The sequence below is a fragment of the Alteromonas sp. Mac1 genome (assembly GCF_001562125.1).
GTDB lineage: Bacteria > Pseudomonadota > Gammaproteobacteria > Enterobacterales > Alteromonadaceae > Alteromonas > Alteromonas stellipolaris.
Genome location: NZ_CP013932.1, coordinates 2,500,823 through 2,522,452 on the forward strand (window position 1 = coordinate 2,500,823; position 21,630 = coordinate 2,522,452).

Genomic DNA, 21,630 nt, shown 5'->3' on the forward strand with positions numbered 1-21,630 from the left:
GAAAATATCCGACAATTTGGCAGGTTTATAAATGCTTTAATATAAACGACACGGCATCAGGTGATTTAAATGAGTTATGTTTAGATACAACAATGAGCCTTTCTAGCGCTTCTGGTATATCTGCACTTTCGTAGGTCACCACGCCATCAGTGAGTAATAAACACACTTCCCTTTTTTCACATTCGGTTTCTTTTTTTGACCCAATAATTGAATAAGCTTTTCCCTGAATGCGCATAGGATACAGGGTGTTCATTAAAGGGTGGCCTGGCTTTAATGAGTCGAGGCTTTTGAATTTAGTGTCTGTTAGATAGCTCTGCATGTCTGACTGAACAATGTCTAACCCTTTCTCATCAAGTAAACCAACAAACATATTTTTAAGTTCATAGGGTATTTGTACTAACGACGAGCCAATATAACCGATTGCCGATGCCGCCAATGCCGAGCCCTTATGGGGCGTATCTAAATAAAAAACCGTGTTAGTTTTAAACCTAGGCTCAAAGAAAAAGGTGTCCCGAATATCTTCAGATATCGACTTTTCAACCTGCTCTGGTGACACGGCAAAGGTAGTATCCCAAAAGGCATCACCAGAAGATACCGTCAGTAACTTGGTTATAAGCCCTCCTAGGCTGTGCCCAATAAACACCGCCTCGCGAGTAATAACGGGGTTATCAATAGTGTCCAGTAGTGCATCAAGCTCTCTCCTAATTTTCATGGCGCTGTACAGTGGCGGCTGGCCTGAAGGGTAAAGCACATGCCAAATTTGATAGCGTTCGTTTAACCATTCGTCATTCATCACGGCCATGGTTAAGTAACGCCAAATCAAGGGATCGGAATTAAGACCATGGATCATAACAAGGGGAATTTTAGTGTCTGACATCTCCCCAATAACGTAAATTCCTCTAAGGGCTTTTGCTTGCTTAGTACCCACAAACCCTTTCCAACGAAGCCCGCCCACGGTTGCATCATTCAATAAGGCTAAATACGTGGCGCTTGGAGAGTAGCGCGCCATGTAGGCATTATTACCCACACGTACCGTGGTTCGTCCGTGGATTTTCTGGGCATCTAAGGTAATGTGCACCTCGTTACCGTCTAACTTAATGCCTTGGAACATTAAGGTGTAACTACTGTAAGTCCCTTCTTGAGGGTAATAAGTTTGTTCTGCTTCTGTGGTCGCTGGTTCTCTTACTACCACGGCAACGCCGTATTCCCCTAATATGTTGGGTTGCAGCGCCTCTTCTGAAGGCAGCATCCTAGAAGCAAAAATAATTGGTTGGTCTAAAGTCAAATGGGTGTGAAAATGTGCTTCATCTTCTTTCCCAGACATGCGCAATGTTAGCAAACTCATTAGTGCTTCTCGATGGCGCTTTAATGCAAAGTGGCGTTCGTCAGCACTGACATCATTCCTACCAAGTAGAGCTTGAGTACACAACAAGCTATTAATTAACCCTTCTGTCGAACGAGGTAGTACTGTTACGCAGCCCCAATAAAGCTCGCGTGTGGTGTGCGCATCATAATCAAGGGTGTATTGTGGCGTATCAGACAAACGCAAAGTGAGTGATGGGGGCTTGGGTTTATAATAGTCGGAAGAACATGACGCCAAGCCAAGCGCAAGCAAGCTAAACAGGATGGCTAACCTTTTTCTGCAATTAAAACTGCCCATGAAGCCCTGCCGTAAACCTAGTTGAGAAGAGCGAAAGAGTATGATGAATTTTTGTTCAGTATTCCACTAATTGGCAGTATTGTCGTTAGTTGAAAAAGTTTTACCTCAAAGAGCTGCGAACCCGTCATACTTACTGTATAATCCGCGGCCATTTTAGGCACAAGTAGCGTCGTTTACCGGGTGATATTTTAGATGACTGTAGAAACCTTCAATCCAAGTAAAGCAGCAAACAAAACCACTACTTTAGAAACGCCAGTTAGAACTCTAACTGAAAATCGTAGTACAGGTGCAAGCAACGGCGCCCGCATTGGGTTTGTCAGCTTAGGCTGCCCTAAAAACTTGGTAGACTCCGAGCGCATTCTTACGCAATTGCGTACAGAAGGCTACGATGTTGTTCCTACATACAACGATGCTGATTTAGTCATTGTTAATACCTGCGGCTTTATTGATGCCGCGGTGGAAGAGTCACTTGATACCATTGGTGAAGCGCTAAAAGAAAATGGCAAAGTCATCGTGACTGGTTGTTTGGGCATTAAAGAAGATGAAATTCGTGAAGTACATCCTAATGTACTGGCTATTACCGGTCCTCACGCTTATGAATCGGTAGTTGAGCAAGTTCACGAACACTTACCTAAGCCTCAACATAATCCGTTTGAACATTTAGTGCCCGATCACGGTGTTAAACTTACCCCTCGTCATTACGCGTATTTAAAAATATCAGAAGGCTGTAACCACAGATGCACTTTCTGCATCATTCCTTCCATGCGTGGCGATTTGGTAAGCCGCCCTGTAGGCAGTGTGCTTGATGAAGCTAAACGTTTAAAAGCTGCGGGTGTGAAAGAGCTACTGGTTATTTCACAAGATACCAGTGCCTACGGCGTTGATGTGAAACATAGAACAGGCTTCTGGGATGGTATGCCCGTAAAAACACACATGCAGCAATTGTGTGAGAAATTGGGTGAAATGGGTATTTGGGTGCGCCTTCATTATGTTTACCCCTACCCACATGTTGATGACCTTATTCCCTTAATGAATGAAGGTAAAATTCTTCCTTACCTTGATATCCCATTTCAGCATGCCAATAAACGTATTTTACGTTTAATGAAACGCCCTGGTAGTGCAGATCGTACCCTAGAACGAGTTAAGAAATGGCGTGAAGCCTGCCCTTCATTGGTAATACGCTCAACCTTTATCGTAGGTTTTCCGGGTGAAACCGAAGAAGAGTTTGAAGAGTTGCTCGACTTTATTCGTGAAGCACAGCTAGATCGTGTGGGCGCATTTGCTTATTCACCAGTTGAAGGTGCTCGTGCCAACGATTTACCTGATCCTGTGCCAGAAGACGTTAAACAAGAACGCTTAGCACGCTTTATGGAAGTTCAAGGTGAAATTAGCGCCCAGCGCTTACAAGCTCGCATTGGTAATGAATACCAAGTGGTTATTGACAGTGTAGACAGCGAAGGTGCTGTAGGGCGAACGTACGCCGATGCGCCTGAAGTTGATGGCTTAGTTCACCTTAATGGCGTTTACGATGTAAAACCGGGTCAACGGGTGTGGGCTGAAGTCATTCACGCTAATGAACACGACGTGTGGGCTGTGCTGTCTGAAGACCAAGACGAAGACGAAAGCCAAGGCTAATTTTAGAAGCAGCCAGCAAGCGTTCAACTCGCTAGCTACATTAAACACAGTTTAGAAAAAACCGGTAAGTCCTAAGGCTTTACCGGTTTTTTTATGTGTTCTTTAATCTAAGAAAAGTAACAAATATACTTTATATAAAGGACTTACTTAGGGCTTACCAAGGCAATTCATCGCCATTGGAATGAATAAAACGCCCTGCATTATCAAGAGTCATCTCAGCTATTCGAGCCACTAATCTTTGTGCAGAGGTATCTGCATCAATATCTCCGCTTCCATTCACCATTTCAGTTTGCACAAACCCTGGGTGAAATAAACCTACCGCTATTCCTTGTGGCTTGAGATCGTTTGCTAATGACACACCAGCAGCATTTAGTGCGGCTTTCGACATTCTATAGCCATAATACCCGCCAGAGGTGTTATCCGTCATAGAGCCCATTCTGCTGGTGATCATGGCTATCTTACTGTTGTCGGCCATTGATGAAAGCAGAGTTTGCGTGACAAGCAGTGGCCCCATAGCGTTCACTCTAAACTGATAATCTATGGTATGAGGTTCCCAGTCATCCAAGGTTTCTCTGCCCAACACACCAGCGTTATTAATAAGCAGGTCAATTTTAACGTCTGTTAATTCCGCTAAACTATCTGCCAGTGTATCTGGCTGCGACACGTCAACACCGGTAATTACTTTGACGCCAGAGGAATTGAGCTCATCACAGCTATTACGACAGGTGGCATACACAGTCGCACCTTGCGCTTTATATTGTTTAACGAGGGCTAGACCAATACCGCGGTTGCCCCCTGTAATGACTACGTTCATTTTAACGCTCCCTATTTTTATGCTGCACCCGATTTAGAATATGCCAGTCGTATTTCGAGAAAACCAGGCTGAATGCACTCACAATGAAAGAATGTATTAACCGTCTTTGGCAACGGTAAGATTTGTCTTTAAGCAGGCAAATCTTATTGCTCTTTAACACGTTATATCACGTAGCTTTTTTATCTTTACTGGTTTACAGCCACCTAAAAAAGCGAGTAAAAAGTGCGGCCTACCCTAGCGACGCCAGCAAACGCGCGAGATCTTCAGGTGTATCAATACCTACTGGTGGTTTGGCATTTGCCACAGTACAGTGGATTTTGTCGCCATACCACAAGGCCCGAAGCTGCTCGAGAGATTCAATTTGCTCAAGAGCACTAGGCTGATAACTTACGTACTGCTGCACGTATTGTGCACGGTACGCATAAATGCCTATATGTCGAAAATACAATTTAGGATCAACACTTTGACGGTTTTCCATCATACGATCGCGCTCAAATGGAATAGCCGAACGCGAAAAATACATCGCTTCTTGATGTGCGTTAACCAGTACTTTAACCATATTAGGGTTGAATACATCGTCGCTTTCTAAAATGGGCGTAGACAAGGTAGCCATCACACATTGAGGTGCATTCGACAAATTACTTGCCACTTGCTTAATGTTCGCCGCAGGAATGAAAGGTTCATCGCCTTGCACATTGACTACTATGCTATCAGCAGCAATGTTTTCTTTCTCAATGACCTCGGCAATACGTTCGGTGCCTGATTGATGTGTATCGGCGGTCATACATACATGAGAAAATTCGTTAGCAACGTCGGCAATGCGCATATCGTCAGTGGCGACAATGATTCGATCAGCCCCCGCCTCAATGGCTCGCTCCACCACATGCTGAATCATGGGTTTACCATTAATGTCAGCTAGGGGTTTACCTGGAAAACGGCTAGAGCCATATCGTGCGGGAATAACTACTGTAAATGCCATCACACACCTATCGCGTTGCGTCTACTTCATCAAGTGTCATTACCGTTGCTTTGCTTTCGATAAGCACCGGAATACCGTCTTTAATATCGTAAGCTAAACGGTCGAAGCGGCAAATTAGTTTATCTTTTTCATCATTAAGCACCAATTTGCCTTTGCACACTGGGCATGCCAGTACTTCTAATAATTTATTATCAAATGCCATTATATTTCCTTGCTTGCTAAGGCGTCATTGTTAAGCCAGCATTAACCAGCTTGTCATCTATTTGCGTGAAAAACTTCTGGTCGATACTTGCCGAAACCGGCAAATACCAACAATCGCTATGAGCGATTTCACTTACCTTCACCGCATCTTTTTCGGTCATTAGTACCGTACCCGAAGGGATATCGTTTGCTGTAAATTGGTGATGATCAGGAAACGGTAATGTGCTGGACAAATTCAACCCCATACTCTTTAACTGAGAGAAAAAACGTTCAGGAGCACCAATACCCGCCATTGCGGTAATATTTTTACCCGTAAAGCTAGTCAGTTCAGCCTGCTCGGTGGGCTTCGTAACAGAGCACATTTCACCGGCTACCAACTTCATAAGGTACTGAGGAGTTTGACCCGCTTTAAGCTCTGGCTTTTTGTTATCAGCACGGTTATGCACGATAGCATTCACCGTTGCCAGCCGCCAATGACCTTCTCTAAGCGGCCCCATCGGTATTAAAAAGCCGCTACCGGTTAAACGCTCGTCCATTACCACTACTTCAACATCTCGCGCTAACGCATAATGTTGAAGGCCATCATCACAGATAATTAGGTCGCAATTAAGAACATTTGAAAGGTAATTTGCGCCCCGGCTACGTAGGGGGTCTATGACGACTGGCACTTGGCTACGAATGGCCAGTAATCGAGGTTCATCCCCTACTTCACTGGCATCATCGTTACCGGTAACTTGTCGAGGATAGAAGCTAGACTTACCGCCATACCCCCTACTTAAAATACCAACTCGCACACCCTTTTTGCGATAATACTGCGCGAGTGCAAGTACTACGGGTGTTTTACCGTTACCGCCAACCGAAATGTTGCCTACGACAATAACCTTGGCATGGCCTCGATACACTTTTTTCAGGCCTGTAGAAAACAAACACCTACGAAAAGCAGTTATCAGCCAGAAAAGTATCGCAAGTGGCGATAACAGCCAAACTAATGGGTGACCAGCGTACCAGCGCTTCACCATACGGCTCACTTAGTTATCACCAAACTGCAGTGCGTGAAGCTGAGCATAATGCCCACCTTTCTCAAGTAACTCGTGATGCTTACCACTTTCAATGATTCGACCTTGCTCAACCACCATGATGGTATCAGCATTTTCAATAGTCGATAACCTGTGTGCTACTACAATACTGGTACAACGTTTTTGTAATGTTTCTAATGCATCTTGAATGAGTCTTTCCGATTCAGTATCTAGCGCCGAGGTAGCTTCGTCTAAAATTAGAATTGGCGCATCGGCTAAAATAGCGCGGGCAATAGCAATACGTTGGCGCTGACCGCCCGATAGCATAAGGCCATTTTCACCAATAACGGTATCGATACCTTCAGGTAAATTACCTAAAAATTCATCGACATGGGCCATTTTACAGGCTTGCTCGATTTGTGCTTGCGTCACCGTTTCTTTCGCACCATAAGCAATGTTATTGGCAATAGAATCGTTGAACAAAGTCACATTTTGCGATACCACAGCAAACTGCGCCCGTAGTGATTTCAAATCAATACTGTCTAAAGGATTATCATCCAACCTGACTTGCCCACTTTGCGGGGAATAGAATCGGGTAAGCAATGAGGAGATAGTCGACTTACCGCTTCCCGAACGCCCGACCAAAGCAACAGAATGCCCAGGCTCTACAGTAAACGAAACGTTCGACAGCGCAGGTGAATGCTTGCCTGGATAAGTAAAGGTCACATCATCGAATTCAATTTTACCCACTGCGCGTTCTACTTTTATGTCGCCAGAATCAGCTTCGTTTTCTCTGTCTAGTATTTCAAATACGCTTACGCAGGCAGTCATGCCTTTTTGAAATTCATTATTAATTGTAGTTAACTGTTTAAGTGGCTTTAATAGCATCACCATACAAAACACTACGTTAATAAATACACCAGCAGAGAGCTTTTCTACCATGCCAGGGGTACTGGCAATATAGAGCACTACGGCTAACGCAACAGAGGCAATAACTTGAATAGACGACACACTTAGAATTTGGGTAACCGCCAGCTTCATGGTTTGTTGACGATTATTATTATTTTTCTGCTCGAAGCGTTTTTGTTCGATAGTTTGCCCACCAAACATAATCACTACTTTATGGCCTTTTACCGCCTGCTCTACCGCAGAGGTTAAATTGCCCATGGCTTGCTGAATGTTTCGACTAACCACCCTAAACCGTTTACTCACGAATGAGACAATAACTGCAACCAAGGGGCCAATCAGCAAGAAGATAATAGATAATTGCCACGAGTAATAAAACATAACGGCGAGCAAACCAATAACCAGCGCTCCTTCCCGCACCAAGGTTAACAAGGCTTTACCGGAAGCATTTGCAACTTGCTCTGTGTCGTAGGTCACTTTACTTATTAACGCGCCCACCGCTTGCGTATCGTGAAATGACACCGGTAAATGGATATATTTATCGAATAACTGTTGTCGCATGCGCATGACAACCTGCGCACCAATCCACGTTAGTGTGTAGGTACCAAGAAAGTTAAATAAGCCCCGTAACAAAAACAAAGGGACTATGGCATAGGCGGCCAACCTTAGGTAAGCATGATCATTTTTCCCTAATGACTCGTCAATCATGGGCTGCAATTGTGCAAATACAAAAGTATCTACCGCGGAGTAGCCCACCATGCCAATAACGGCAACGAAGAAAGGGAGTTTATATTCACGCAGATAGCGTAAAAAGCGTTTAACCTGGAAGGCCGACGGATCGGTTTGTTGCATCAAAGTGTTTTAACCTGTTCGTTATTCATTACTTTCACCCTAGCTATTGTACTAGTACTTGAGTCATTTCCCTAATCAACCCTATGCTTTGCTTGGAAAATGTCCGTTTTCTTCACTTCAGATTCTGAAGAAATAAGATGCCTTGGCGTGTAACGTGGCAAATACCAACGGTTTTGGGCGTCTTTTCGTTCTGAACTAACTATATAGCCACCTTCTGCGAACTCAAGTCGAATGAAACCAAATTCACTGGTGGTGAATTGGCGAACGCCATAATGTTGGTAGCGAGAAAAGACTGAATGGCTTGGAAATTTCCACCTGTTTTCATACCCTTGCGTATAAACAACCACATCAGGGGAAACACGTTTAATCCATATATCAGTAGATGAGGTTTTACTGCCATGATGAGGCGCAATTAACACATCAGCATCCACTGCCATTTTTTCGAAGTGGCTTTTATTATCTTGAGCGCTGCTTATGCCCGCATTATCCCCATTAGTCATTTGCTTTTGTTCTGCATGTAATATGGCGTACTCACTGGAACGCTCAATATCACCAGGTAGTAAAATACTGTGATGTCCATCATCAATTTTTATCACGCAAGACATGGCATTACTGTCTTCTAGGTTTCCTTTTTCAGGCCACAGAAAAGTAAGGGTTAAACCTTGCCAGTTAATTACCCGGCCTCGCTCACACCCGTCTATTGGGCTTATCCATGAGGGCTGAATACCTTCGTTGTCTAACCAAGCTTTAAATGCAGCTTTTCCGCCAGCGTGATCAGTATCGCCATGACTATGAATAACCATGTCTACTTGCTCACTGTTATTTCGCTTAAGAAATGCAGGTATCACCTTACTCGCCAATGGCGCTTCACCGTTATACATAGGCCCTGTATCTACAATGATGGCATGTACACCTTTGGTTAACGCTATTGCAGTCCCCTGCCCAGCATCAAATACATTGACAAACCACCGGGCTGGTGATGAAGGGATAAGAGAAAAGGTAACTGGCAGTATTAGCAATAACACACATGGCCATTTGTAGCGCCACCTGGGCAAAACCACAAATAACATGGCGATAAGTAGGCAAAGCATTGAACCCGTGCTGGGATAGAAGTGTATTGCACTTATTCCCCAAGATGCCGCTTCGCTTAAGCAGCTTAAAAGCCAGCCCAATACTGTATCTATTTTGAGAAGCACCCAAACAGTAAAGTCTAAGCTTGGAGAAAAATAGAACCCTGCCATTAAAGCAAGCAGTGCAACAGGAAGAATAAGCGTAATAACCGGCAATACAAAGAGATTAGCGATAATACCAATTGTGCTAGCCGTACCAAACCACAAAAGAGTGATAGGCGCCATCACTACACTCACGCCTAACTGCATATAAAATAACGCTTTGTACCAAGGCATTGCTTGAAATCGAAACCGCCAATTAAGCAGCCAAATACTTATCACCGCGCCAATACTTAAATAAAAACTGGCTTGTAGTAACGACAAAGGGAACAACACAATACAGGTAAACAACATAAACACGCCCATATGTAATGGCCGTAACACATTATTGAATGCAGCAAAGCCTATGCCCACCACTAATAAAACAAACGCCCTTACGACAGGCAGTGCCATACCACTTAGCATGACATACAATGCCGCACTACTAACCAAAGTTATTAATACGTAACCCCTTAGGTTTATAAAAGCCGACTTTCCTTTCACTATGCTGCTAGCAACAAAAATAAACGCGCTACACCCATAAAATGCTGTCATGGCGATTATCGATAAATGCATGCCCGATATACTGAAAATATGCGCGGTACCGGTTTGTCCAATAGTATGCCAGTCTTCCTTGGTTAACAGACTGCGTTCACCAATCAATAACGCCTGAAACCAGCGCATTTGATTAAGAGGCAACGTAGATAAAAAAACTGACATGTTATGACGAGTACTATGGTTATGAAGCACAGATTCATGATGTAGCTGTTTTATATAGCCCGTGGCCACAATTTGTTGGCTGGCAAGGTATTGTTGCCGATTAAAGCCTACTGGGTTAAGCGTGCCGTAGGCCGGTTTTAATTTCACCGTAGCTGTAAATTCATCACCGTTGTGTAAACAGGCACCGGTCACGCGATGACTTAATGTCATTTTACGAGTGAATCTGAGTGCTAAGTCATCTAGGGCGTTAACCTTTACGGTGTACGCCATAAATCGCTGTTCGCTTTCATCATGCCCTGCGCTTTGAGTAGGTTTTGATTTACTTGAGTTTGCCGTGCTTTCTGTATTTTCCCTATTTAATGCATTCTCTCTATTTTTTAGGCTGGGCTCGGCGTTTTTTTGACCACTTAGACAGCCTCCATGGTCAACCACCGCATTTATTGTGACATCTTGTTGAATTTTGCTCTGTGGTAGTTGCCAAGATAGGTGCCAATACCCTAAACTCGCCAACCATGTAGCACCTATAAAAGCGCCACTAACTGCAATAAGCACAAACTTTATCCAAGACGTTTGTTTCTCACCGCTTATTGTATGAAAGTGAAAATTGCACTTTGAAAGGAACAGCAGTACACCACCACCTATGGCAAGCGTCATCACTAGGTTTAGCGATGGCAACTCGGGCCATAAAACAGCGGTTGTTGCGCTAACACAAAAACTGCCACACCAAATTGTGATACGATTTACCATTGTTTTACGTAGCAATAAATATAGCTGGCTGAATGTAGCCCATATGTTGATAGTTAACGAACGAGTGTTATGCCTAAGAAATTTATTAGACGCTTCCTGCCTGAACCGCAGGCTGTAAAGAACAACAAAATTCTGCGCGTATTCGGCAGCGTTTTGCACGAACCTAATTTATGGCATTTAAACAGACGTTCAGCGGCAGGCGGATTTTGTATAGGGCTGTTTTTTGCATTTTGGCCTGTACCCTTTCAAATGTGGCTTTCTGCGGGTGTCGCCATTCCTTTTCGTGCGAATTTACCGTTATCGGTAGCCACAGTTTGGGTTACCAACCCCTTCACCATACCGCCCATATTTTATGCTGCTTATAAAATTGGTTCTACTGTACTTGGGACCAAACCTGAGCACTTTGAATTCCAATTCAGTTGGCAATGGGTGGTAGAAAGCATCAGTACCATTGGCCCCGCATTCTTGGTTGGCTGCGCCATTTGTTCCATCATCGCCAGTGCTGTGGGTTACTTCACCCTGAACTGGATTTGGCGTTTTCAGGTCAAAAAGGCGTGGGAACGCAGAAGATTGGCGCGTGCAAAAGCCAAGGTACAAGCACAGTAACGCGCTGTCCCTGTTTCTAAACAGAAGAGTAGAGGCAAAGTATTGGCGGGTAGATAGCCTACCGTACATTTTCTGAATACATAGCTACCCCAAAAATACCCACGCAGAAACGAAAAAGGCGCTTTATTAAGCGCCTTTTTACGTTCCAATGATAAGCATGCTGTTAATTATAAAGTGCTAGTCATGCTCTGCTAAAAAGGCGAGCAACGTCGCTTCATCCCACACTTCAACATCTAGCTCTTGTGCTTTGGTCAGCTTCGATCCCGCTTTTTCACCCGCGACTAAAAAGGAGGTATTCTTCGATACCGAGCCTGCCACTTTAGCACCCAACAATTGTAGTTTCGCTTTAACATCAGAGCGACCCATTTCGCTTAATATTCCTGTTACTACGCAGGTTTGTCCATCTAGAGGAAGCGCACTTTGTGGCTTTTTCTCAATTGCAGGCCAATGAATACCCGCCTCAAGTAATGCGTCGATAACATCGGTGTTATGTGGCTCATTAAAGAAGTTATGCAAATGCGCCGCTACAATTGCGCCAACATCTTGCACTTCAATGAGTTCATCTTCGCTTGCGCTACGAATAGCCTCTAGGGTTTCAAAATGCATCGCAAGATTTGCCGCCGTGGCTTCACCTACTTCTCTAATCCCTAACGCATATAAAAACTTAGCTAACGTGGTAGCTTTCGATGCCTCAAGAGACAGCAACAACTTGGCAGCAGACTTTTCAGCCATACGCTCAAGACCAACAACATCGCCCAATTTAAGATTGAAGAAATCTGCTGGGCTATGCACTAAATCGGCATCAACGAGTTGATCTACCAACTTATCGCCTAACCCGTCGATATCAAATGCTTTACGAGAAGCAAAATGCTTCAACGCTTGCTTGCGCTGCGCCGCACAAATAAGGCCGCCGGTACAGCGAGCAACGGCTTCGTCTTCTAGTTTTTCTACATTAGAACCACATACTGGACAATCTGTGGGAAAGACAATGTCTTTAACATTGTCATCTCTTTTGGCTTGTACAACAGACACCACTTGAGGAATAACATCACCCGCTCGGCGAATGATTACGTAGTCGCCTACTTTCACCCCTAAGCGGTCTATTTCATCTTGGTTATGTAATGTGGCGTTTGATACCGTAACACCACCCACAAATACGGGCTCTAATCGCGCTACAGGGGTAATCGCACCGGTACGCCCTACTTGAAACTCAACATCTAACAGTTTGGTAATTTCTTCTTGAGCAGGAAACTTCTGCGCAATTGCCCAGCGTGGCGCCCGTGCTACAAAACCTAATGTTTGCTGTACGCTAATATCATCAACTTTAAACACTACGCCATCGATGTCGTAAGGCAAGTCGTCACGAAGGGTTAATATGCGCTGGTAGTATTCTAAGCAGCCTTTGCCGCCTTCAGCAGTGTCAATATCAGGGCATAAGGGTATGCCCCAGTCACCTAATTGCGCTAATCGCGCACTATGATAACGTGGCAGCTCGAAATCTTCAGGCGTAACCACACCCAAAGAATAGGCGTAAAACATTAATGGACGTTTCGCTGTTACTTTTGAATCAAGCTGCCTAAGGCTGCCAGCGGCAGCATTACGTGGATTAGCGAACACTTTTCCGTCGTTAGCACGCTGATAGTCATTAAGCGCTTCAAAGCCCTTCTTAGGCATAAATACTTCGCCGCGAACTTCCAATCGGGATGGGTAGTTTTCGCCACGTAATTTTAGAGGAACGTTAGCGATGGTGCGAACATTGGTAGTAATATTCTCGCCAACTTGACCATCCCCTCGCGTAGCTGCACGCACCATTTCGCCATTTTCATAAAGAATACTAACGGCTAACCCATCAAGCTTTGGTTCACAGCTAAAGCTAAGCGCTTTATTATCTTTCAGGCGATCGTAAATACGTTTTTCAAACGCCAATAGCGACACATCATCAAACGCGTTATCTAGAGACAACATAGGCACTTCATGCGTAACCTGCTCGAAGGCAGAAAGCGCAGAGCCACCCACTTTCTGACTGGGTGAACTCACACTCTGCAATTCAGGGAACTGCTTTTCGATACTAATGAGTTCCTGCATATCTCTATCATATTGTGCATCGGGCACCGTTGGGGCATCGAGCACATAGTATTGATAGTTGTATTCATTTATTTGCCCACGAAGTGATTCGGCGCGGGCTTTAGCTTGTTCTAACGAGTCTGACATGTTGATACTTGCGTGTAATTTTTTAAAAGAAATGGCTTTTGTATTCTGCTAAGTAAAACAGAAGCAGTACCCTCACTCAATGTTAATTGAGTGGATGTACTTAACTACAAATAATTGCCCTAATGGTAGCATGAGATAACAAAAAAGGGCCGCTAAAAAGTCAGGCCCTCTTTGATATTTATAGAAAATGACTACTGCCGGGTAATCATACGTTTGCGCTCAAATTCACGTATCTTTTCCATATATTGCTGTAAACCTTGTTTGGTCAGAACACTACGACGACCATCTAGCACTTGACCACCAAATTCGTCTGCCAGCTTACGTGCGGCGTTGTGCATCATGTTAAACACTTGATGGGGGTCGCCTTCAATGGGCAGGATCATAAACAAAGAAACACCGTGTGTGTTGAAGGTTTCAAGGTTATCAATATCGAAAATTCCAGGCTTAAACATATTGGCCAAGCTAAATAACACCGGCCCTTTACCATTTGAATTCACATGGCGATGGAAAATATCCTGATCGCCAAACTTAAAGCCAAGGGTAAGTAACATAGGCAATAAGGCCGCACCAGCTATTGGGTCGTTCTCGGGGGCTTTCACATTGAGTACAAGTACTTCTTGTTCAATTTGCTCGGAAGCGCCTTGATTTTGAGTGCGGCTGTTTGAATCCGTCGCGTTTTGCATACTGTTTTCTTGGCTGACTGTACTCTCACTTTCTGCACTTCCTGCATTGGCGGTACTGGCTGCACTATCATCGAAATCGATACGCATTTGATCATCGCCAAATTTAGGCTCTTGGCGCTTGCGAGAAATAGGTTTGCTGCGCTTTCCTTTCATAAAGCGTTTCGCTTGTTCACCTAGGCCGCTGGCACTAACAACTTCAGCACCTTCACTTACCTGATGCTCAGTCTCTTTGCGGCCTGTCTCTGCGATATTCCCCGACACAGATTGTGTTGCCGGTGAATCTAAACTGAAATCATCTATTTCTGGTGATTTGTGGTCAGGCGCTGATTGGCTATTGCCTTCATCATGAGACACTGATGTATCGCCAGCGCTATAACTTACAGAAGGCTGGTTGGTAGCGGCAGTTTCAACTTCACTAGCAGGTTCATCGTCGCCTTCTCGTAATAGAAAACCTGGAGGTTCTGGAAATGAGTCAGAACTAAAACCATCGCCCTCATTTGCAGGGACTGAACTGCTTTGTAGATGCGGCTTTGGATTAGACACAACCGAACCATAAAGCTTAGGTTTGTCGGCCACCTTTTCTTTCGGCGCATTTGTGTCACCAGCAGAATCTTCAGAGCTCGCTTTTGAACTATTAGCTTCTTTCTGTGCAGATGTCGCTAGGTGATCACTGGTTTCGTATTCAGGCGACAGTTTATCCGATACATTACTAACATCGCGCTCATTATCACGCTCAAAATTGCGATCGCTATCATCGGTGTTATCGCTAGCATAGAAGCTTTTTGCTTTAGAGGCATTTGCCCCAGTGTGACTGGCATTGCTATGTTCATTGCTACTTGCGTCACTTGGGTCTTGCTCATAACTTGCATCGAAATCGTTTTGTGAATTTTCTTGTGCATTACCAGAGCTCACCACGCGAACTTGGCCAATACCTAATTCATCAAAACCTTCTGATTGCGAACCTTCTTCTTCGCCAGTATCTGCCCACTGCCGGGGCTCAACCCGAGGTTTACTGCTCGGTTTTGTGTTTTTGCGAATTTTCCAAATACCGTGTGCAAGCACTGCAATTATAAAGCAGGTACCTGCAAACAATAGTGATAGACGTAATTCATCTTCCATTTAGCTTCGTCGCCCTTTGTTATGCTTCTGCGAAAGCCATTGCTTCATCAACATCAACTGCTACCATCCTAGACACACCAGGTTCTGCCATGGTAACACCGGTTAAATGAGTTGCCATTTCCATCGCAATCTTATTGTGGGTGATATAAATAAACTGCACCGTTTGCGACATTTCTGAAACCAAGTTACAAAAGCGCCCAACGTTAGCATCATCCAATGGTGCATCCACTTCATCCAGCAAACAAAATGGTGCTGGATTAAGCCTAAATATCGCAAATACCAATGATAAAGCGGTTAACGCTTTTTCTCCACCGCTTAAAAGGTGAATTGTACTATTTTTCTTACCAGGAGGGCGCGCCATGATGGTTACCCCCGTTTCCAGTAAGTCATCGTCGGTTAAGGCTAAATAGGCTGAGCCTCCCCCGAACACTTTGGGAAACAGGGCTTTCAAATCTTGGTTCACTTGCTCAAATGTGGTAGAAAAACGGGTACGGGTTTCTTTATCTATTTTACGTATCGCGCTTTGTAACGTTTCTAACGCATCGGTTAAGTCATTATATTGAGTATCAAGGTGTAACTTTCGTTCCGATTGAATCTCGTATTCTTCTACCGCGGCTAGGTTAACCGCCCCTAAGCGTGACAAACTCCCTTGAGTGCTTTCAAGTTCACTCTGCCACTTTGTTTCATCAGCCTCGTCTGGCAATGTTTCAAGAATAGATTTAAGCGACTGTTTGCTGTCTTCTAGCTGCTCTAAAATAGCGGAAGCACGCACTTTAAACCCTTCAATCTCGATATTTAGCTTTTCAATATTACTTGTGCGCTCTTGAATATCTTTAGCCAACGCCTGTTGACCTTTTTCTGACTCACGCAGTAATTGCTCTATGTCATCCTGCTTAGATTGGTACTCAGAACGCTTATTTTCAAGTTCATTTTTTTGGGTAAGCAATTCTTGTAGTTGAACTTTTTGAACCGCTTGTGGCGCCGACAAGTCGTTAAGCTCTTTGCTTAGTGTATCTCGTCTGAATTGATAATCGGTTAGCTGCTGCTGGTTACGCGTTACCTGTTGCGTATATAAATTCTGATGACTTTCCAATTGCTGTACTTTTAATGCCATCTCATGAGCCTGATGCGTTAACGACTCGACCTTACTGCGAAGTTGTGCCACCTTATTATCAAATTGTTCTCGGTTGTTTTGTGCCTCGCGAACGCGCTCTTCGTATTCTGCGAGCTGTGCTTCATGAATTTCAAGTTGACCAGACAATGTTACAAGCTGCGCTTCTTCTTTACCTAACATGACATTTTGCTTGCTTAATTCGTCTTTAAGTTTTGCATTTCGCGCCGCTAATTGTTCGTTTTGCATCACCAAAACAGACATGGCATTAGTATGTTGAACTAGGGTGTTTTTAAGGTTTTCATGAGTAAGTTTGGCATTATCACTTAGCTCGGTATTACGAATAACCAGCGTGTTAGCTTTTTCCACTTTTGCTTGAGCTAATGTTATATCGCTTTCAATGCGGTTAAGATTTTTACTTAATTCAGCCAGTTTTGATGCTCTATGCAACACACTGTTCTCAACCTCACCGCCCCGCACTACCCAATCTTTGGCACACCAAAGCCCTTCTTGAGAAAGTACGGTTTTTCCTTCTGCAAGGGTATCAACACTACGCAGAGCATCAGCATTGGTTTCACATAATAAGATATGATTAAACGCTTCTGGTACCCGTTCATTTGGCAAGGCGGCGGCCAGAGTGTTGGGTTGCTTTACATCAGTGAAAGCTGATTGCGCAAACACTCGCCCGCCCATGGGCAAAAACGTTATCTGATTAACTAATTCGTTTACTTCAAGGGAACCGGCAATATAAGGTTGCTGCCAATAGCGCAATACGGTTTCCACACAGTCATTCAAATGTTCTGGAACGGTTAAGTGCTGCCACAACAATTGTAAGTCGCTATGAACGTCTGTATTGCTGGTAGCAGCATCATCTTGCAGTGCAGAGAGTGCTGCAATGGTAGATTGCAACGATTGTCGTTCGCCATCTAGCTGTCTATGCATTGATTCGGCTTGTGCTAAGGATTGTTGACTGCTTACAAGGGCTTCCTTGGTATCGTTGTACTGTTCAAACGCCTCGCTTACCTGAACTTCGGCTTCATCAATTTGCGCCGTCAATATCGCAATACGTTCGCTAACATCATCGGTATCAAGCTGACTAAGCTCATCATTCAGTTCACTCATACGCTGCGTAGTACGAAGTTGCATATTCATTGTCGACTGAATTTGACTGTGGCAAGTTTGTACTTCTTGTTTTAAGCGATGATAGATTTGTTCGTGCTCACGGCTTTGCGCACTAAAATCACGGCGTTCTTGCTCGGCATTTTCAAACATGTCTTTGGCTTGCGCCAAGGCTTCATCATTTAATTCTTGCTGGGGTAACAGAGCATCTAAACCTGCTTTAGATGTAGCTAACGCTTGGTTAGCTTCATCTAACCCCGTAACCAACAAGTTAGTTTGCTCGGTTAACGTGGCTAGTTCCGCTTCAATTTGCTGTTTGCGCTGCTGGCTATGTAATTCGTTTTGTTCAATGCGGGTAATGGCGTTACTGGTGGTAAATAACTGCTGCTGTACGTCATCGGCGGCTTGTTTATTTTGCGCAAGTTGCTCTTTGTAGATGAGCATGCCCGCTTCGTCACCATGTTGTCGAGACACTAATGCATCAAGTGCTTGCTGATGACCTTGTAGTGCATGCTGCAAATTTTCAGTTTGTTCGTTATTTTTCAAAAAGCGGATACCCGCTAACTGCCCTTTGAGTTCCCGCACTTTTTCACGCAACGCTTTATAGCGATTAGCCGCTGCGGCTTGGCGCTGAAGCTTTTCAAGTTGTTGGCCAAGCTCATCACGCACATCATTTAACCGTTCTAGGTTATCTTGAGTATGGCGTATACGGTTTTCGGTTTCTCGCCTTCTTTCTTTGTATTTAGAAATACCGGCCGCTTCTTCAATGAAAACACGCAGCTCTTGCGGCTTAGATTCAATTAGCCGAGAAATCATGCCTTGCTCAATAATAGCGTAAGAGCGAGGCCCTAACCCTGTGCCTAAAAACAGATCGGTTACATCACGACGACGACACTTAGTGCCATTTAGAAAGTAAGTAGATTGGGCATCGCGGGTGACTAATCGTCTTACCGATAACTCACTGTAGGTAGCATATTCACCACCAATTCGCCCTGCACTGTTATCAAAAAACAACTCAACACTGCACTGCCCAACAGGTTTACGTGCACTAGAGCCGTTAAAAATAACGTCTGTCATGGCATCGCCACGTAAATTCTTAGCAGAACTTTCTCCTAACACCCAGCGTACAGCATCGATTACATTCGACTTTCCGCACCCATTTGGGCCAACAACTGCGGTCATTTCACTGGGAAAAGGAATGGTGGTTGGGTCTACAAAGGACTTAAAGCCCGCTAACTTGATCTTTTTTAAGCGCACAGCACTACCTTACGCATTATAGCTACGTAACAAGAGACGCCCCGTTGATAAGGGTTAAACGTTATAAAAGAAATATTTAGCGTATTGGCTAAGTGCATTAGGAAGCACATTTTTTTGGTTTTTATTATGCTTGGATTTTACCAAATCTAACAGCTTGTAACAATTACCATTTCGTTTGCGTTAGGGTGTTACGTATAATGTGAAACTCACTGTGTTTCAGTAATACCGTCTTAGTAAAACCGAGCAATGGAGTAATGATGAGTTCGCGAAGTGGTATACATTATTTTTTTGAAGGGTTTTCATTAATCAAAACTAAGGGCCTAAAACGTTTTGTTTTTGTTCCTTTAGCTATCAATATTCTGCTTTTTTCCGCCGCATTCTATTTTCTATTTGGCCAAATTGAGTACGGCATAAGTTATGTTATTAACCTAGTGCCAGAGTGGCTGGGCTGGATTAAAACCGCGGTAAACTTCTTTTTATGGCCATTAGCAGTATTAAGTGTACTGCTTATATTTGCCCTTATATTCGGCACACTCGCAAACTGGATTGCTGCGCCTTTTAACGGCGTATTATCGGAAAAAGTCGAGCGGCACCTAACAGGGCAAGCCATGGGCGATGATGGATTACTCGACCTGGTGAAAGACATTCCTCGCACCTTAGGTCGAGAATTTACCAAGCTGTTTTGGTATATCCCTCGTGCTATAGGCTTCTTAATACTGTTTATATTTGTGCCTGTGTTCGGGCAAATTCTATGGTTCTTGTTTTCTGCTTGGATGATGGCCATTCAATATTGCGATTACCCTTACGATAATCACAAGATTGACTTTAAGCGCATGCAAAATCACTTATCACAACATAAAGGTAAATCGATGTCCTTTGGCGTGATGGTGAATATCTTTTCACTTATTCCGGTGGTGAATTTTATTGTTATGCCAGTCGCAATTTGTGGCGCTACATCGATGTGGGTAAGTGAATTACGTGATGAGGCATTAAGAAACCGAATGTAGCCCCCTACTCTTCAGTATCGGTATTACTGTCTGAATTTGTAGAGGTAGCAGCATCTGCAGGTGCCTCACTCGCATTAATTTCACCACTGGCTTTGTGGCTTTCGTAGGCTGCAAGCCATTGCCCTGCTTCTTGTGGCTGTCCGTTTTTATGAAATGCTTGGAACAAGTTCATTGAAATAGGGCGCTGCGCCGCTGGGTTCGCTAATTGCTCTTGCCACAACGATAAATACAAATCAGGAATTACACCACTATCATGGTGCTCCATAAACGTGATCACGCGGCTAGGCTTGTAGCTGGTTACGTTTATTGCACCACAGGTTTTAGCCGTACCTACCCGTAAAGGTAAAAACTCTTCTTTGGCTTTTGTTTCCCATCGATTTACCGTGTTTTGAGGATGATAAGCAATGGCACCGTCCATAGTTAGATTAGGCGGAGCAAACGTGTTCAACCCTTCTTTGGAGCAGTAACGCCTCGCAGCATTGCGTGACAACGCATATTCGTCAATAAAGCCCGAGAAGTGCGCCAGCTCGTGCACCATCACTGAGTAAGCATCACTTATATCTAAGTACATCACCCCATTTTGAACATTGGCTTTACCCTGCTCTGATACCACGATGGCGTGGGTAATATCCCGCGCTTTTACAATGGGAGCGAGCGGCTTCACGTTACAGGCAAGATTACCTTGCCCTTGAAAATTAGCGTTACAGTCAAGCACGTTATTTTCAAGCCATATAGGCGGCGCAATACATAGTGGAAGTTCGCTTAGCCGCTCATCATTCTTATAGTCTTTGTATAACTTATCCGCACGAGCAATCGTCGCTAAAGACGTGGCCACAAGTTGTATTCGTTGATGGCACATTGTATTTGATTGCCATGCATATTGAGGCACGTTAGAAGGCGTTGTTGGGCTGTATCGCTTGATAACAGACGCCATTTGCTGCGCTAGTTTGTGACCTTCTTTGGCCGCACGCTGAATAAACCCCTTTGCTTCTTCACGATTGTTTTCATCCCACAGCAACCTGCCATACTTAAATGCACTTTGCATATCTTGCATTGCTGTTTTTTGAAGCCAAGGCTTGGCCAATCCTGGTTGAGCGTGTAATAGATACCAATCGGCGAGTGCCGCTTGTGCTGGCATATAACCTTGTTCAGCCGCTCTTATTAACCATTTCTCTCGTTTTTCAGAGTTTTCAGTGGCCATGGCGAAAGCCAGCTGGGCTTCAGCAACGTTACCAAGAGCAGCTAAGCGAACGAGCCGGTCGGAAGCGGCCTCTTCACCAAGTAGCTGGTACAGAGCCCATGCTGCGTCAGCGTTATTAATTGAGGCTAGCTGCTCAAGCCAATATTGGGCGTTGTTTTTACTTGCTAGCGTAATAAGAAGGCTTTGCGCTTCTTCGCTGGCACTATCGTTGCCTTGACTTGTAGCAGATTGATCATGATTTTGCGCCGCAAGCCAAAGCAGCGCGTAAACGCTTTGCTTTAATGGTTGGGCGTCATTTAATGGAGATGGTTTATTCGCAGACGCACTAGACGTTAAATCAGCGCTAGCTGTATCAGAGTCAGCCGCATCAGAGCCAGTTGAATCAGAAACAGTTTGTTCGGGAGTGAATGACTCGGGTAAATCAGGCTCAGTTGAGAGAGATTCGGCTGCAAGAAATTGCTTGTCGTAAGCGTGTATTGCCGAAGTAGCATTACGCACTAACTGCTGTGTGTAACGGCCGCTGTCGCCGGCTATCAGCAACAACGCTATTATCGCTAGTGTTAATCCACGCATTATTT

The 21,630-nt window shown here is 44.3% G+C and carries 14 protein-coding genes; 3 read left to right on the forward strand and 11 right to left on the reverse strand.

The annotated features are described in order from the left end of the window. Positions 1 to 25 precede the first annotated feature (25 nt). Entirely contained in the window at positions 26 to 1,660 is a 1,635-nt protein-coding gene (locus tag AV939_RS10690; protein WP_057791605.1) for an esterase/lipase family protein, read from the reverse strand. Between the two features lie 192 nt (positions 1,661 to 1,852). Here AV939_RS10690 and rimO point away from each other — a divergent pair, with 192 nt between their 5' ends. After that, a complete protein-coding gene (rimO, locus tag AV939_RS10695) occupies positions 1,853 to 3,295 on the forward strand; it encodes a 30S ribosomal protein S12 methylthiotransferase RimO (protein ID WP_057791603.1) in 1,443 nt (480 codons plus the stop codon). A gap of 154 nt (positions 3,296 to 3,449) precedes the next feature. Here the strand turns inward: rimO and AV939_RS10700 are convergent, their stop codons facing one another. The 6 genes from AV939_RS10700 to AV939_RS10725 all read right to left on the reverse strand — a co-directional run bounded on the left by AV939_RS10700 (position 3,450) and on the right by AV939_RS10725 (position 10,738). Next, positions 3,450 to 4,109: an SDR family oxidoreductase gene (locus AV939_RS10700; protein WP_057791601.1), complete on the reverse strand. Its 660-nt coding sequence runs from the start codon at positions 4,107 to 4,109 to the stop codon at positions 3,450 to 3,452. 229 nt (positions 4,110 to 4,338) lie between these two features. Then, positions 4,339 to 5,088, reverse strand: a complete 750-nt coding sequence (gene kdsB / locus AV939_RS10705; RefSeq protein WP_057791599.1) for a 3-deoxy-manno-octulosonate cytidylyltransferase — start codon at positions 5,086 to 5,088, stop codon at positions 4,339 to 4,341. Between the two features lie 7 nt (positions 5,089 to 5,095). Next, positions 5,096 to 5,290, reverse strand: a complete 195-nt coding sequence (locus AV939_RS10710) for a Trm112 family protein (RefSeq protein WP_013783967.1) — start codon at positions 5,288 to 5,290, stop codon at positions 5,096 to 5,098. Positions 5,291 to 5,306: 16 nt separating this feature from the next. Beyond that, entirely contained in the window at positions 5,307 to 6,308 is a 1,002-nt protein-coding gene (lpxK, locus tag AV939_RS10715; RefSeq protein WP_057796115.1) for a tetraacyldisaccharide 4'-kinase, read from the reverse strand. A 9-nt stretch (positions 6,309 to 6,317) separates the two neighbouring features. Next, the gene (msbA, locus tag AV939_RS10720; RefSeq protein ID WP_057791597.1) at positions 6,318 to 8,063 is read right to left on the reverse strand and encodes a lipid A export permease/ATP-binding protein MsbA; all 1,746 of its coding nucleotides are present in this window, start codon (positions 8,061 to 8,063) and stop codon (positions 6,318 to 6,320) included. 71 nt (positions 8,064 to 8,134) lie between these two features. Beyond that, on the reverse strand, positions 8,135 to 10,738 hold the full coding sequence (locus AV939_RS10725; RefSeq protein WP_057791595.1) for a DNA internalization-related competence protein ComEC/Rec2: 2,604 nt from the start codon (positions 10,736 to 10,738) through the stop codon (positions 8,135 to 8,137). 69 nt (positions 10,739 to 10,807) lie between these two features. On the opposite strand from AV939_RS10725, the gene AV939_RS10730 reads away from it, so the two are divergent. Next, positions 10,808 to 11,344: a DUF2062 domain-containing protein gene (locus AV939_RS10730; protein ID WP_057791593.1), complete on the forward strand. Its 537-nt coding sequence runs from the start codon at positions 10,808 to 10,810 to the stop codon at positions 11,342 to 11,344. Positions 11,345 to 11,521: 177 nt separating this feature from the next. Here AV939_RS10730 and ligA read toward each other — a convergent pair whose 3' ends face one another. The 3 genes from ligA to smc all read right to left on the reverse strand — a co-directional run bounded on the left by ligA (position 11,522) and on the right by smc (position 18,844). Next, positions 11,522 to 13,555 (reverse strand): NAD-dependent DNA ligase LigA, encoded by a 2,034-nt coding sequence (ligA, locus tag AV939_RS10735; protein WP_057791590.1) that lies wholly within the window; start codon positions 13,553 to 13,555, stop codon positions 11,522 to 11,524. Between the two features lie 191 nt (positions 13,556 to 13,746). Beyond that, positions 13,747 to 15,357 (reverse strand): cell division protein ZipA, encoded by a 1,611-nt coding sequence (gene zipA / locus AV939_RS10740; protein WP_057791588.1) that lies wholly within the window; start codon positions 15,355 to 15,357, stop codon positions 13,747 to 13,749. 19 nt (positions 15,358 to 15,376) lie between these two features. Continuing rightward, the gene (smc, locus tag AV939_RS10745; protein ID WP_057791586.1) at positions 15,377 to 18,844 is read right to left on the reverse strand and encodes a chromosome segregation protein SMC; all 3,468 of its coding nucleotides are present in this window, start codon (positions 18,842 to 18,844) and stop codon (positions 15,377 to 15,379) included. 257 nt (positions 18,845 to 19,101) lie between these two features. On the opposite strand from smc, the gene cysZ reads away from it, so the two are divergent. After that, the gene (gene cysZ, locus AV939_RS10750) at positions 19,102 to 19,851 is read left to right on the forward strand and encodes a sulfate transporter CysZ (RefSeq protein ID WP_167542098.1); all 750 of its coding nucleotides are present in this window, start codon (positions 19,102 to 19,104) and stop codon (positions 19,849 to 19,851) included. 4 nt (positions 19,852 to 19,855) lie between these two features. Here the strand turns inward: cysZ and AV939_RS10755 are convergent, their stop codons facing one another. After that, entirely contained in the window at positions 19,856 to 21,625 is a 1,770-nt protein-coding gene (locus AV939_RS10755; RefSeq protein WP_197427672.1) for a tetratricopeptide repeat protein, read from the reverse strand. Between the last annotated feature and the right edge of the window lie 5 nt (positions 21,626 to 21,630).